The 14113-nt window shown below is 37.7% G+C and carries 17 protein-coding genes, 1 tRNA gene and 1 pseudogene; 16 read left to right on the plus strand and 3 right to left on the minus strand.

What is annotated here, in order from left to right; genetic code table 11:
* Positions 1 to 44: 44 nt before the first annotated feature.
* The 10 genes from fabF to AC6R0T_RS06120 all read left to right on the plus strand — a co-directional run bounded on the left by fabF (position 45) and on the right by AC6R0T_RS06120 (position 8618).
* Positions 45 to 1280 (plus strand): beta-ketoacyl-ACP synthase II, encoded by a 1236-nt coding sequence (gene fabF, locus AC6R0T_RS06075; protein WP_230708510.1) that lies wholly within the window; start codon positions 45 to 47, stop codon positions 1278 to 1280.
* Positions 1281 to 1285: 5 nt separating this feature from the next.
* Entirely contained in the window at positions 1286 to 1786 is a 501-nt protein-coding gene (gene accB / locus AC6R0T_RS06080; protein ID WP_303754284.1) for an acetyl-CoA carboxylase biotin carboxyl carrier protein, read from the plus strand.
* A gap of 12 nt (positions 1787 to 1798) precedes the next feature.
* Entirely contained in the window at positions 1799 to 2218 is a 420-nt protein-coding gene (gene fabZ / locus AC6R0T_RS06085; RefSeq protein WP_206904203.1) for a 3-hydroxyacyl-ACP dehydratase FabZ, read from the plus strand.
* Positions 2219 to 2226: 8 nt separating this feature from the next.
* Entirely contained in the window at positions 2227 to 3591 is a 1365-nt protein-coding gene (locus AC6R0T_RS06090; RefSeq protein ID WP_303754283.1) for an acetyl-CoA carboxylase biotin carboxylase subunit, read from the plus strand.
* Positions 3592 to 3602: 11 nt separating this feature from the next.
* A complete protein-coding gene (gene accD, locus AC6R0T_RS06095; RefSeq protein ID WP_206903986.1) occupies positions 3603 to 4469 on the plus strand; it encodes an acetyl-CoA carboxylase, carboxyltransferase subunit beta in 867 nt (288 codons plus the stop codon).
* Positions 4466 to 5248, plus strand: a complete 783-nt coding sequence (locus AC6R0T_RS06100) for an acetyl-CoA carboxylase carboxyl transferase subunit alpha (protein WP_303754282.1) — start codon at positions 4466 to 4468, stop codon at positions 5246 to 5248. The genes accD and AC6R0T_RS06100 overlap by 4 nt, the downstream gene beginning before the upstream one ends.
* Before the next feature lie 126 nt (positions 5249 to 5374).
* Complete coding sequence (locus AC6R0T_RS06105; protein ID WP_303754281.1) at positions 5375 to 5941, plus strand: NUDIX hydrolase; 567 nt, start codon at positions 5375 to 5377, stop codon at positions 5939 to 5941.
* Between the two features lie 404 nt (positions 5942 to 6345).
* Entirely contained in the window at positions 6346 to 7155 is an 810-nt protein-coding gene (locus tag AC6R0T_RS06110; protein ID WP_230708502.1) for a transporter substrate-binding domain-containing protein, read from the plus strand.
* A 15-nt stretch (positions 7156 to 7170) separates the two neighbouring features.
* On the plus strand, positions 7171 to 7860 hold the full coding sequence (locus AC6R0T_RS06115) for an amino acid ABC transporter permease (RefSeq protein WP_206903990.1): 690 nt from the start codon (positions 7171 to 7173) through the stop codon (positions 7858 to 7860).
* Positions 7861 to 7883: 23 nt separating this feature from the next.
* Positions 7884 to 8618, plus strand: a complete 735-nt coding sequence (locus AC6R0T_RS06120; protein ID WP_303754280.1) for an amino acid ABC transporter ATP-binding protein — start codon at positions 7884 to 7886, stop codon at positions 8616 to 8618.
* A 76-nt stretch (positions 8619 to 8694) separates the two neighbouring features.
* On the opposite strand, the gene AC6R0T_RS06125 is transcribed toward AC6R0T_RS06120, so the two are convergent.
* The 3 genes and pseudogenes from AC6R0T_RS06125 to AC6R0T_RS06135 all read right to left on the minus strand — a co-directional run bounded on the left by AC6R0T_RS06125 (position 8695) and on the right by AC6R0T_RS06135 (position 10281).
* On the minus strand, positions 8695 to 8982 hold the full coding sequence (locus AC6R0T_RS06125) for a hypothetical protein (protein WP_206903992.1): 288 nt from the start codon (positions 8980 to 8982) through the stop codon (positions 8695 to 8697).
* 184 nt (positions 8983 to 9166) lie between these two features.
* Positions 9167 to 9781: pseudogene (locus tag AC6R0T_RS06130) on the minus strand (phosphotransferase); the annotation flags it as partial.
* Between the two features lie 429 nt (positions 9782 to 10210).
* Positions 10211 to 10281: transfer RNA gene (locus AC6R0T_RS06135), tRNA-Gly, on the minus strand.
* Positions 10282 to 10523: 242 nt separating this feature from the next.
* Here AC6R0T_RS06135 and AC6R0T_RS06140 point away from each other — a divergent pair.
* From AC6R0T_RS06140 to rsfS, 6 genes are read left to right on the plus strand one after another with little or no spacing between them, the layout of a single operon-like run.
* Positions 10524 to 11054: a YqeG family HAD IIIA-type phosphatase gene (locus AC6R0T_RS06140; RefSeq protein ID WP_206904002.1), complete on the plus strand. Its 531-nt coding sequence runs from the start codon at positions 10524 to 10526 to the stop codon at positions 11052 to 11054.
* The gene (gene yqeH / locus AC6R0T_RS06145; protein WP_303754279.1) at positions 11047 to 12162 is read left to right on the plus strand and encodes a ribosome biogenesis GTPase YqeH; all 1116 of its coding nucleotides are present in this window, start codon (positions 11047 to 11049) and stop codon (positions 12160 to 12162) included. Before AC6R0T_RS06140 ends, yqeH begins: the two co-directional genes overlap by 8 nt.
* A gap of 13 nt (positions 12163 to 12175) precedes the next feature.
* Positions 12176 to 12487 (plus strand): ribosome assembly RNA-binding protein YhbY, encoded by a 312-nt coding sequence (yhbY, locus tag AC6R0T_RS06150; RefSeq protein ID WP_303754278.1) that lies wholly within the window; start codon positions 12176 to 12178, stop codon positions 12485 to 12487.
* A gap of 51 nt (positions 12488 to 12538) precedes the next feature.
* On the plus strand, positions 12539 to 13138 hold the full coding sequence (locus AC6R0T_RS06155; protein WP_230708983.1) for a nicotinate-nucleotide adenylyltransferase: 600 nt from the start codon (positions 12539 to 12541) through the stop codon (positions 13136 to 13138).
* A complete protein-coding gene (gene yqeK, locus AC6R0T_RS06160) occupies positions 13128 to 13718 on the plus strand; it encodes a bis(5'-nucleosyl)-tetraphosphatase (symmetrical) YqeK (protein WP_206904017.1) in 591 nt (196 codons plus the stop codon). Before AC6R0T_RS06155 ends, yqeK begins: the two co-directional genes overlap by 11 nt.
* Positions 13719 to 13771: 53 nt before the next feature.
* Complete coding sequence (rsfS, locus tag AC6R0T_RS06165) at positions 13772 to 14113, plus strand: ribosome silencing factor (RefSeq protein ID WP_206904208.1); 342 nt, start codon at positions 13772 to 13774, stop codon at positions 14111 to 14113.

Below are 14113 nucleotides of genomic sequence, written 5' to 3' on the forward strand. Positions count from 1 at the left end.
TGGCTGTTTGTTTGAAGAAAAACAGATTTAACAAGGAGGACAATATGAATCGCGTAGTCATTACAGGTTACGGTGTCGCTTCGCCAATTGGTAACGATGCCCAAACATTTTTAGATAGTTTAAAAGAAGGAAAAAATGGGATTGGTGAAATCACGCAATTTGATGCAAGCCAGACTGGCATTACAGTCGCAGCGGAAGTAAAAGACTTTCCGTTTGATAAATATTTCATCAAAAAAGATGCCAAAAGAATGGATAAATTTTCATTGTTTGGAATTTATGCAGCTTTAGAAGCTGTGGCAATGTCTGGTTTAGACACAAAACAAATGGATGTTGATCGTTTTGGGGTGATGGTAAGCTCTGGTATTGGGGGTCTACAGACAATTCAAGATCAAGTTATTCGTATGCATGATAAAGGTCCAAAACGTGTTTCACCAATGTTTGTACCAATGTCGATCGTTAATATGGTCGCAGGGAATATCGCCTTAAAAGTTGGTGCCAAAGGTATTTGTACCAGTACTGTAACAGCTTGTGCTTCTGGTACCCATTCAATTGGCGAAGCTTTTCGTAATATTAAACACGGCTATGCAGATGTTATTTTAGCCGGTGGTGCTGAGGCATCCATTAATGAAATTGGTATCTCTGGTTTTGCAGCTTTAACCGCTCTAACTAATGAAAGTAATCCAGATAAAGCTTCTGTCCCATTTGATGAAAATCGTAGTGGTTTTGTTATGGGTGAAGGCGGGGGTGTCGTTGTTGTAGAATCATTAGAACACGCACAAGCACGGGGTGCAAATATTTTAGCTGAAATTGTTGGCTATGGTGCAAATTGTGATGCTTATCATATGACTGCGCCAAATCCCGATGGCTCTGGCGCTGGCAAGGCGATGAAATTGGCAATGCAAGAAGCAGGTATTACACCAAAGGATGTAGATTATATTAATGCCCATGGAACTAGTACTCCTGCTAATGATGTAGCCGAAGCTAAGGCCATTCAATATGGCTTAGGTGAAGGATACAAAGATACGTATGTTAGCAGTACGAAATCTATGACCGGCCACTTATTAGGTGCTGCTGGTGGTGTAGAGGCAATTGCTTCAATTTTGGCATTACAACATCAATTTGTGCCGCCAACCATTAATGTCACAAAGCAAGATCCTGCAATTGATTTAAATGTTGTTACCAATCAAGCAAAAGAGGCAGAATTAAAATATGCTATGAGTAACTCATTAGGTTTTGGCGGTCACAATGCTGTGATTTGTCTAAAACGTTGGGAGGCGTAGTTTACGTGAATATCAATGAAATTAAGGACTTATTAACACAATTTGATCAATCTACATTGACGGAATTTGATTTGAAAGATAATAACTTTGAATTGTACTTTAATAAAAATCAACAAGTGCGAAGTCAGAATACTTCTGCACCACAAGAAATTAAATCACCAGGCACAACGCCACCAGCAGCAAATTTTGGTTTGGACAATGAGTCTTTAGATGCTGCCGCTATTACACCCATAGCACCTTCACCTTCAGAAGATATTAAAGTAACAGGTACAGAAATTGTCTCTCCATTAGTAGGTGTCTGCTACTTACAAAGCGGTCCAGATCAGCCAGCTTTCAAAAAAGTTGGCGATAAAGTGGAAAAAGGCGAAGTTCTTTGCATTATTGAAGCGATGAAAGTCATGAATGAGATCGTCAGTGACATTACTGGCGAAATCGTTCAAATTTTAGTGGAAAATGAACAAGTGGTGGAATTCAATCAGCCATTGTTTGTTGTGAAAGAAGGTTAAATCATGTCAGTGATGACAATTGAAGAAATTAAAGCAATTATTCCCCATCGTTATCCTTTTTTATTAATTGATCGAATAGAAGAATTAGAAGAAGGTAAAAAAGTTGTTGCTAAGAAAAATGTGACCGTAAATGAGCCTTTCTTTCAAGGTCATTTTCCGCAAGAGCCGGTTATGCCAGGGGTATTAATTATTGAAGCCTTGGCCCAAGCAGGTGCAGTGGCATTACTTTCTTTAACAGATTTTAAAGGAAAAACAGCTTATTTTGGTGGGATTGATAAGGCGAAATTCCGTCGTAAAGTCGTACCTGGAGATACATTAATGTTGGAAGTTGAGATCTTAAAAGTTAAAGCTTCAGCTGGAATCGGCAAAGGTATCGCTTATGTTGATGGAAAAAAAGCTGCTGAAGCAGAATTAACCTTTATGATTGGATAGGTGAATGTATGTTTTCAAAAGTTTTAATTGCAAATCGTGGTGAAATTGCGGTACGCGTTATTCGGGCGTGTCGTGAACTAGGAATTCAAACGGTTGCCGTATACTCTGAAGCAGATAAAAATGCACTCCATGCCGAAATGGCAGATGAGGCAATCTGTATCGGTCCTGCCAAGGCCAGTGATTCTTATTTGAATGTTCAACAAATTTTAAGTGCTGCAATTGTCACAAAAGCAGAAGCGATTCATCCGGGCTTTGGCTTTTTATCTGAAAACAGTCGCTTTGCTGAAATGTGTGAAGAATGCAACATTACTTTTATTGGACCTAAAAGTGAGACAATTGATGCCATGGGAAACAAAATTAATGCACGACAACTAATGATAAAAGCAGACGTTCCGGTTATTCCAGGCAGTGAAGGTGCATTAGATACTGTTGCTGAGGCATTGGCATTGGCTGATGAAATTGGTTATCCAGTAATGTTAAAAGCAGCTGCAGGTGGTGGTGGTAAAGGTATCCGTAAAGTGATGACACAAGAGGAATTACCGCAACATTTTAAATCCGCCCAACAAGAAGCAAAAGCAGCTTTTGGTAATGATGCTATGTATTTGGAAAAAATTGTCTACCCAGCTCGTCATATCGAAGTTCAGATTTTAGGTGATGATTATGGCAATATTATTCATTTAGGTGAGCGAGATTGCTCGTTGCAACGTAATAATCAAAAGGTTTTGGAAGAAGCACCGTCTGTTGTGATTTCCAAGCAAAAACGCTCAGAATTAGGGGCAGCGGCTGTACGGGCTGCAAAAGCGGTTAACTATCGTAATGCAGGTACAATTGAATTTTTAATGGATGAGGGTGGTTCTTTTTATTTCATGGAAATGAATACCCGAATTCAAGTCGAACACCCAATTACTGAAATGATTACGGGGATTGATCTTGTAAAAAAACAATTGGAAATTGCCGCTGGTGAAAAATTAACTTTAAAACAAAGTGAGATAACAATCAGTGGCCATGCCATTGAATGTCGAATTAATGCAGAAAACCCTGCTTTTAATTTTGCGCCAGCTCCAGGTACAATTCACAATCTCTTTTTACCTAGTGGTGGACTAGGCTTACGTGTTGAAAGTGGGATGTATTCTGGATATACAATCCCGCCTTATTATGACTCCATGATTGCAAAAGTTATAGTTCATGGGCAAACACGTTTTGAAGCATTAATGAAAATGCAACGGGCACTAGGAGAATTAGTCACAGATGGCGTGACGACCAACGCCGAATTTCAAATGGATTTAATTTCTCATCCGAATGTGATTGCCGGTGATTATGATACTGCCTTTTTACAAACTATCTTTTTACCAGAGTGGACACCTGAAGCATAGGAGGGATTTATTTGGCTTTATTCAAAAAGAAAAAATATATTCGGATCAATCCCAACCGCACGCAAGGGACAAATCAAAAACCACAGGTTCCAGATAATTTGTGGGCAAAATGTCCGAATTGCAAACATATGCTTTATACCAAAGATATTGGGGTAGAAAAAATCTGTCCATATTGTGGTTATAATTTTAGAATTAGCGCTTGGGAAAGAATCGCAATTACGATTGATGAAAAAAGTTTTGATGAGTGGGACGTTGATATTTTTACTAAAGATCCACTGAATTTTCCAGGTTATAAAGAGAAAATAAGACAGACGCAAAAGAAAACCGGCTTACATGAAGCGGTATTAACCGGCGAAGCAACAATCAACGGTCTGCCTTTAGCACTAGGAATTATGGATCCGCATTTTATTATGGGGAGTATGGGGACAATCGTCGGTGAAAAAATCACCCGTCTATTTGAAAAAGCACTTGAAAGAAGATTACCTGTAGTGATTTTTACAGCTTCGGGGGGAGCCAGAATGCAAGAAGGGATTTTTTCTCTAATGCAAATGGCAAAAATTTCAGCGGCAGTAAAACGCCATAGTAATGCTGGACTATTTTACTTAACGGTTTTAACAGATCCGACAACAGGTGGCGTGACGGCGAGTTTTGCCATGGAAGGGGATATTATCTTGGCAGAACCACAAAGTCTAATTGGTTTTGCTGGTCGTCGCGTAATCGAACAAACGATTAAACAAGAATTACCCGAGGACTTCCAAAAAGCAGAATTTTTGTTAGAACATGGTTTTGTCGATCAAATTGTTCCGCGTATCGAGTTAAAGAATAAAATTGAACATTTGTTGAAATTACACACGACAGAAGGGTGGTTGGCTAAATGACCGCGGCTCACGAGATTGTGCAGTTGGCCCGCGGCAAAGAACGGCTGACTGCTCTAGAATTTTTTGATTTAATTTTTGAGGACTATGAAGGATTCCATGGGGACCGACTCTTTGCAGATGACCAAGCAGTGGTCGGTGGCATCGCGACATTAAATAAAAAACCGGTCACGGTTATAGGGATTCAAAAAGGGCGGGATCTGCAGGAAAATTTGCAAACCAATTTTGGTTCGCCCCATCCTGAAGGTTATCGTAAGGCCTTGCGATTAATGAAACAGGCGGAAAAATTTCAGCGTCCGGTGATTACTTTCATTAATACTGCTGGTGCATATTGTGGAATCGGTGCTGAAGAAAGAGGCGAAGGTGAAGCGATTGCCAAAAACCTGATGGAAATGTCTGATTTGAAGGTTCCGATTATTGCGATTATCATTGGCGAAGGTGGTAGTGGAGGTGCCTTGGCCTTGGCTGTGGGTGATGAAGTATGGATGATGGAGCATTCTATTTATGCAATTTTATCGCCGGAAGGTTTTGCTTCTATTTTGTGGAAAGATGGTAGTCGCGCTAACGAAGCGGCTGCATTGATGAAAATTACAGCCCAAGAATTATATGATTTAAATGTAATTGAAAAAGTTATTCCCGAGACAAAAGAGGGAATAACTTTGCCACAAGAAACGATAGTTCAGTACATGCAGCAGGAGCTTGCTGCAAAATTAACTGTCTTAGCACAAAAGGACGTCGAAACTTTATTGACCGAGCGCTATGAACGCTTCCGTAAGTATTAAAAAGACGTATCATTTCCTAAAACAGGAAATGATACGTCTTTTTGCGGTGATAGTAATGAAGACAGAAGCTGTATAAATAAAAAATATGATAAAATCAAGTAAATAAAATCTATAAAGGAGTACACCATGGAAGCAATTATCGCTGCAATTACAGCCTATCAACCAGCTACGACACAAGAAGTTGCGGATAAGAAGTTATTTATGGAACAAATTCGATACCAAGAAAACTTGCTCACGCGAGAAAATTTGGACTATCATTTTTCGTCTTCTGCTTGGGTAGTTAATCCAGAATATGACAAGACCTTAATGATTTATCACAATATTTATCAATCTTATGCATGGACAGGAGGGCATGCAGATGGGATGAGTGATTTATTACAAGTCGCAAAAAAAGAATTGGTGGAAGAAACGGGAATCAAAAATTATCAAGTAGTTACTGAAAAGTTATTTTCTTTTGATATTTTACCAGTACCTGCACACTATAAAAATGGAAAATTTATTAAAGAGCACAATCACATCAACACCACCTATCTTTTTGTAGCACCAGAAACACAAAATTTACAAATTAAACCGGATGAAAATAGCGATGTGAAGTGGATTGCTGCCGATAAATTAGAACAAGCAGTGGCAGAAGTTGCGATGCATCCTTATTATCGCAAACTAATGAACAAAGCTAAAAAATTTAAAGAATAGACCCGCTTGAAAATAGAAGACTGAAGGAGGTAATTGAGATATCCTGAGGAGCAAATGAAATTTATCTTTAGTGTCTTGAAAAACTTTCAGTCGTTGCTGTTTGATTATAAATAGATTTAGGATGAAAATTAGGCGATTTTTGTTCTAAATCTATTTTTTTGCATAAAAAATGTATATTTTAAAGTTGAGGGAAATTTCTCTTAAAATTATTTTCATTGGAAATGCTGAAATAATGGGATTTCTTTGACAAGGATAAAAAAAGTTGAATTTAGCTATGAAATAATATACGTATCTTTAGTGAAAAAATTCAGAAAAAGCGTGCATTTGAAAAAACCTTGTGCTAATATGTATATATTCTCAATAAAGAGATTAAAAGTGAATATATATTTATTAGGAGTGATTGGATGAAAAAGTTTTTGACAAGTTTAGCAATTGTAGGGATCTGTTTTTTATTAACGGCCTGTGGCAGTAAAAAAGAAGAGGATAAATTGGCTGCCATTAAAGAAAGTGGTGTACTAAAAGTTGGTACTTCAGCTGAGTTTGCGCCGTTTGAATTTCATACGATGGTTGATGGTAAAGATAAAATTGTCGGGGCAGATATGGATTTGGCACAAGCGCTTGCTGATAAATTAGGCGTGAAATTAAAAATTGAAGATATGGAATTTAATGCGGTCTTAGCTACCTTAAAAGAAGGTAAAGTTGATCTTGGTATTGCCGGCATCTCTGCTACACCTGAACGTCAAAAATCCTTTGACTTTTCGGCCAACTATTATAATCCCCCTCAAAAAGTTGTCATTAACAAAAAAAATGCCGCCAACTATAATTCTATCGCCAGTCTAAAAGGAAAGAAAATCGGAGCACAAAAAGGCTCCATTCAAGAAGATATCGTCAAAGAACAAATGCAAGACCCACAAATTGTTTCTGTAGCAAAAGTTCCCAATTTAATTTTAGAAGTAAAACAAGGTTCAATTGATGCATTAGTTGTGGAGGAAACTGTAGGTGCTGCTTATATAGCGCAAAATCCGGAATTGCAATTTGCGACAATTGATTTAAAATCCAGCGAAGATGAAGCTTATGCGATTGCAATGCAAAAAGGCAGCGATACTTTGAAAAGTGAAATTGACAAAATTATTAAAGAATTAATTGATTCAGGGGAAATCGAAAAATATGTCAATGAAAATACAGCGATCGCAAATAAAACAACCAAAGAATAAAAATGGGGAATGAAAATGGATTTTTCTTTTTTAACTGAATATTATCCGTATTTCTTATATGGAACGGTTATTACGCTAATCATCTCAGTAGTAACAATTATTATTGGAACCATCATCGGAGTTCTAATGGCATTGGCCAAACTTAGTTTTGTAGCGCCATTAAGATGGCTGGCAAATATTTATATTGAAGTATTCCGCTGCACGCCAATGCTTATTCAAATTATGATTGGTTTTGTCTTGTTGCAAGGAACTTTTTCTGCACCGACAATTGATATTGGTATTTTAAAATTAGATTTTACTCGTCTAATTCCAGGGATTATTGTTATTTCCTTAAATTCGGGTGCTTATGTCGCTGAAATAGTGCGGGGAGGCATTCAATCGGTGGACAGCGGCCAAAGTGAAGCGGCAGGCTCTTTAGGGTTAAAACCGATGCAGGCAATGCGTTATGTTATCTTTCCACAAGCTTTACGAAATATTTTACCACCAATGGGAAATGAGTTTATTATTTTGATTAAAGATTCATCATTACTTTCTACAATTGGCATTTATGAGCTGATGAATACTGCCCAAATTGTTATTACTAATTCTTATATTCCACTGGAACCTTATTTTGTAGCAGCCGCCATTTATTTTGTTATCACTTTTTCAACGGGGCGAATTTTGGCCTGGTGGGAACAAAAGATGGGCGTTGGCTATAGTCGATAAGTGGAATTTAAAGGAGGAGGAGTATGTCTGTTTTAATTGATGTCAAAGGTCTGCAAAAGTCTTTTAAAAATAACAAGGTTTTGAAAGGAATTGATACACAAATTCAAAAAGGAGAAGTTGTGGTCGTCATTGGGCCATCAGGTTCAGGCAAAAGTACTTTTTTACGTTGTTTGAATTTATTAGAGACGCCGACACAAGGTGAAATATTTTTTGAAAATCAAAATATAACCGATTCAAAAAATGATTTGTACCAAATGCGCGAAAAGATGGGGATGGTGTTTCAAAATTTTAATTTATTTCCTAATATGAAGGTTTTAGATAATATTACGTTAGCACCTCGGAAAGTTAAAAACATCACCAATGCTAAAGCTGAAACAATTGCCCGAGAGTTATTACGAAAAGTTGGTTTGGCTGACAAGGCTATGGCCTATCCCCAGTCGTTATCCGGTGGTCAAAAACAACGAATAGCTATTGCCAGAGCGTTAGCCATGCAACCAGATGTCATGCTTTTTGACGAGCCAACCTCAGCGCTTGATCCAGAAATGGTGGGTGAAGTTCTACAAGTTATGCAAGACTTAGCTAAAGAAGGGATGACAATGGTGATTGTTACCCATGAAATGGGCTTTGCTAAAGAGGTAGGCGATCGTGTCTTGTTTATGGACGAAGGAATTATTCGAGAAGAAGGAACACCGACAGAACTTTTTGATCATCCGCAAAATAAACGGACCGCTGATTTTTTATCAAAAGTTTTATCCTAAATAAAAAAACAAGGATATGTTTCAAGTAAGTTGCCAGAAATAACTAGCACTTGCAAGAAAACATATCCTTGTTTTTTTAAGGTTGTTCGTCAGTTTTTGTATCTAATTCAAAAGGTGAACCGACATAGATGTAGCGTGTTGTGACAACGCCATCTGGATCAGTAGAACAAATTTCTTGTTTGAAAGGAAAACAAATTCGTTGGCCTAGTTTTGTTTCATCGCTAGTTGCAATAATTTGGAAATTAGGTGCAGTAGGCAATGCTTCGGCTACTTTATCTATGATCATTTCGTCAGTCATATCTTTAGTCTTAACAATTCGTTTGTAGTCCTCCAAAAAAGCAGCTTGATTTCCAAAGATTTCCATATGCTTCGCTCCTTCATCTGAAAATTAAAATTAAAATACCAATTACAAATAAAAATAAAATGAGATATAAAAAGAAAGTCCATAATCCTGCAAGAAATTTTCGCATGAATATCACCTTTTTTTAGTATAACATAACTTGTGATATTCGACAGAAATGACATTTTTTAAATGAGAAGTCTATCAGTTATTTTGAATCTAATAAAATTTGCTGCAACGTATACGCTGCATTGGCTGCAATTTTCGTATTTGGATTACGATAGGTTATCAGTGCTTTCCAAAGTGCCCAGCCCTTGGCCCGATTTATGAGCTCTTCATCTAAATTTGCGAGAAAAACCGAGCGGCTATCTTTTTCAAAAAAGCTCCAAGCCATAGCGTAATCACAAGCAGGGTCGCCAACGGCCATGATGCCAAAATCAATGACGCCATGAAGTCGACCTTTTTGTACAATCAAATTTCCTGGTGCGATATCACCGTGAAGCCAAACAGGTGCGTGTTCCCAAGAAGAAGTAATGGCATTTAGCCAAATTTTTTCTAATTGCTTTACGGGTAAATCGTTTTGCAAAGTGATGAAAGTACTTATAACTTCGTCATGATAAACACTAGGACTGGCACCTCTAAAAAAATTGTGATTACCTGCAGCTGGTGCAGTTGTAACAGGTACTTTTTGCAACTCCACTAAAAATTTAGTTAAGTCCAAGGCCAATAAAGAAAGATTGGCAACGTTTTTTCTTGTAAGTGTTTCTCCGGAGATGAACTGGTTGACTGACCAAAAAGAAGGATATAAGACACTAGGATGGCCTAAACCAAGTGGGTTGGAATATGAAAACTCAAGTGTTTAGCTAAGACAGGTAGCCAAACACTTTCTTTTTTTTATTTGCGGTTCATACTTTGCTGAACGTGGCAGGCGGGTTGTCATATTTTGACCCAAATGAAAGGTTTGGTTATCATGTCCGCTATTTTTGACAAAGGTAATCTCGAGATTTTGCCATTGGGGAAATTGGTGTGAAATTAAATTTTTAACTGAAGCAAGCGTTAGCATCGGGGTTCTCCTTTAAAAAAGCTGATTTTGACCCATTAATTGTTAGTGAGTCAGGCAATTACGAGTGAAGAAATCGATAAAATTCATATATAAAGCTGAGACTATAAAAAACTTTGGGTACTTTTTGTGCAATAAATAAAAAAAGCTTACAAATCTGTATGAAAACACAGTTTGTAAACTTATAATAAAAGCGGGTGACGAGAATCGAACTCGCGACGGAAGCTTGGGAAGCTTCTGTTTTACCACTAAACTACACCCGCAAGACAAGAAATAGTATATAGCTTTTTTTATTTTCCGGCAAGTGATTTGTTAGCAATTAAAAAAATTATTTTTATACTCTCAAAATTATCGACTATTTTTTTAAATTAGACGTCTATTTTTAATAAAGTTTGAAATAATGAGGATGAAAATTACGAAAGCTAGAATTATGACACATTTTATAGTATAATTTCGGTTTGAGGAGTACACGGTACTCCTTCATTTTTTGAGTAAAGGAGCACCTATGTTTCAGGAATATAAACCAACGTGGATGGTTTCGGCCATCTATCAGATTACACCGGAACAATTAAAAAAACATGGCATTAAAGCTGTTTTAACAGATTTAGATAATACTTTAATCGCTTGGAATAATCCCAATGGGACCGAAGAGTTACGCCAATGGCTAAAACAAATGGATGCTGCTAAAATTCCTGTTGTTGTTGTTTCTAACAATAATCATGAACGCATTGCCCATGCATTAGCACCTTTTGGTTTAGATTTTGTTTCCAGAGCTTTAAAACCTTTTGCAAGAGGGATTAAGGCGGGCTACCAAAAGCTGGGAATGAAAAAAGAAGATGTCGTAATGGTGGGCGATCAAATTATGACAGATATTCGTGGAGCTAATAGAGCAGGCGTTAAAAGTATTTTGGTGAAGCCAGTTGTGGCAACAGACGGCTGGAATACGCGGATCAATCGCTTTTTTGAACGGAAAATCATGAAGCATTTACAAAAAAATAATCCGGATATGAAATGGCAAGGTGAATTAAATGACTGAAACTGAAACAATTTATTGTATTGGCTGTGGTGCCGAAATTCAAACACAACATCCAGGTGAGTTAGGTTATACGCCACAATCAGCGCTAGATAAAGGGCTTGAAACGGGTGAAGTGTATTGTCAACGTTGTTTTCGCTTGCGACACTACAATGAAATTCAACCAGTCGCTTTAACAGATGATGATTTTCTACGCTTATTAAATGAATTGGGGCAAAAAGATGCTTTAATTGTAAATGTCGTTGATATTTTTGATTTTAATGGCTCACTTATTCCCGGGTTACATCGTTTTGTCGGTGATAATCCCGTGTTGATGGTGGGAAATAAAGTCGACATTTTACCAAAGTCGTTAAAACGCGGGAAAATGACACAATGGATGCGGGAAAGAGCTCACGAAATGGGTCTGCGTCCCGTGGATGTTTTATTGACGAGTGCCAAGAAACCACAAGAGATGACAGAACTGTTAGATACAATCGAAAAATATCGTGATGGACGGGATGTTTATGTTGTCGGTGTGACGAATGTTGGAAAATCAACGCTAATCAATCAAATCATTAAGCAGACTGCTGGTGTCAAAGACTTGATTACAACTTCACGCTTTCCAGGCACAACGTTAGATAAAATTGAAATTCCATTAGAAGATGGACACTTTTTGATTGATACACCAGGGATTATTCATCGTGAACAAATGGCGCATTACTTAGGTGCGCAAGATTTAAAAATTGTTGCACCACAAAAAGAAGTTAAGCCTAAAGTTTACCAGTTAAATCCTGAGCAAACGCTCTTTTTGGGTGGTTTGGCACGTTTTGATTTTATTAAAGGTGAGCGTAGCTCATTTGTAACATATGTTTCAAATGATGTGGAAATTCACCGGACAAAATTAACAAATGCTGACGCTTTTTATGAAAAACACGTGGGGGGGCTATTACAACCGCCACGCCCAGAAGAAGTAGCAGATTTTCCACCTTTACAACGTTTTGAATTTTCAATTAAAGAAAAAACAGATATTGTCTTTGCTGGGCTGGGCTGGATTACAATTACTAATCCATGTGTTATTGCCGGTTGGGCGCCTAAGGGTGTTGCGGTCTTAACCAGAAAAGCATTGATTTAGAAAGAAGGCAACTATGGAATTACGAGGAAAACAAAAACGCTTTTTAAGAAGCAAAGCGCATCACCTACAGCCGATTTTTCAAATAGGAAAAGGCGGCATTAGTGGTCCAATGATTATCCAAATTGGAGAAGCGTTGGAAAAACGGGAACTAATTAAAGTTTCTTTGCTACAAAATACAGATGAGATTGCAACTGATGTCGCACATATTTTAACAGAGGAAGTACACTGTCAAGTTGTTCAGATTATCGGCCGTGTTTTAGTCTTATACCGACCAAGCAGCAAAGAAAAATATCAAAGAATTTCAAAAGAAGTAAAAGCAATTTAGGAGGTTTGGCAGATGCAAAAAGTGGCAGTTGGTGTCGTACCGCAAGTAAAAATGGCACCGCTAAACAACAAGCGTCGTAAACAAGTTGGTATTTTAGGTGGGAACTTTAATCCGGTACATGTGATGCATTTAATTATTGCAGACCAAGTAGGACAACTTTTAGGCTTAGATGAAGTACGTCTAATGCCAGAGTATCTGCCCCCTCATATTGATGCAAAAAAGACAATTTCAGCCCACCATCGCATAGAAATGTTAAAGTTAGCTGTTCAAGATAATCCACGCTTAAAAGTAGAGGATGTTGAAATTAGACGGCAAGGTGTTAGTTATACGATTGATACCATGAAGATTTTAAAAGAACAAAATCCAGATACTGATTTTTATTTTATTATTGGTGGCGATATGGTGGCTTATCTACCGAAATGGCGTCAAATTGATGAGTTGGCTGACTTAGTTCAATTTGTAGGCGTTAAGCGTCCTGAGTACAGTCAAGAAAGTCCGTATCCAATTATTTGGGTGGACATTCCACAAATGGATTTGAGTTCGTCTCTGATTCGTAAAAAGATTGCTCAGGGGTGCTCGGCGCGCTACTTTCTACCAGATCCTGTGTTAAACTATATTTTAGAAAAGGGGCTGTATCTTGATGAAATATAGTGATAATTATACGGCGATGGATCGAAAATTACTGATGCAAAAAGTTCAGATGCAAATGAGTGAAAAACGCTTTAAACACGTTTTGGGTGTGGAAGAAACTGCGATTGCCTTGGCAAGTAAATATGGTGCTTCACCAGAAAAAGCAAGTATTGCTGCTTTGACGCATGACTACGCTAAAGAAAGAAGCGACGATGAATTTCAATTGGTTATTCGTCGTGATGGTTTTGATTTGGACTTGTTAAACTGGGGTAACGCCATTTGGCACGGCATTGTGGGGGCTGACTTTGTCCAGCGAGAGTTAGAAATTGATGACGAAGAAATTTTAACAGCGATTGCGTTGCATACTACCGGTGCAGCTGAAATGTCACTTTTGGCAAAAATCATTTATGTAGCGGACTTTATTGAACCTGGACGAGACTTTCCAGGGGTTAAAAAAGCACGAGAAATAGCATTGATTAATTTAGATGAGGCTGTTGCTTATGAAACAAAGCATACACTGACCTATCTAATTGAACAAAACAAGCCCATTTATCCAAAAACAATTGAGACATATAATAAGTGGGTCGCAAATCACGCTTAACTAAAATAACGTAACACCAAATATAGGAGGGAACTACCATAGAAAGTGAAAAGATTTTACAAACAGCAGTAGAAGCTGCTGATTCAAAACATGCGCAAGATATTATTGCATTAGATGTGCGAGAAATTTCCCTATTGGCAGATTATTTTTTAATTTGTTCTGCAAATAGTGAACGTCAGATTAATGCGATCATTGATGAAATCGTCGAAAAAGAAGAAACACAAGGAGTTGCCATCAAAAGAATTGAAGGTAAAGACGGAGCTAAATGGGTTTTAATTGATCTAGGGGATGTTATTGTCCACGTATTTAGCACAAGCGAGCGGGAATTTTACAATTTAGAAAAATTGTGGTCTGACGCACCTTTAGTTGACCTAAATGCATGGCTTGTATCTTAA

Source organism: Enterococcus sp. S86.2, assembly GCF_059834485.2.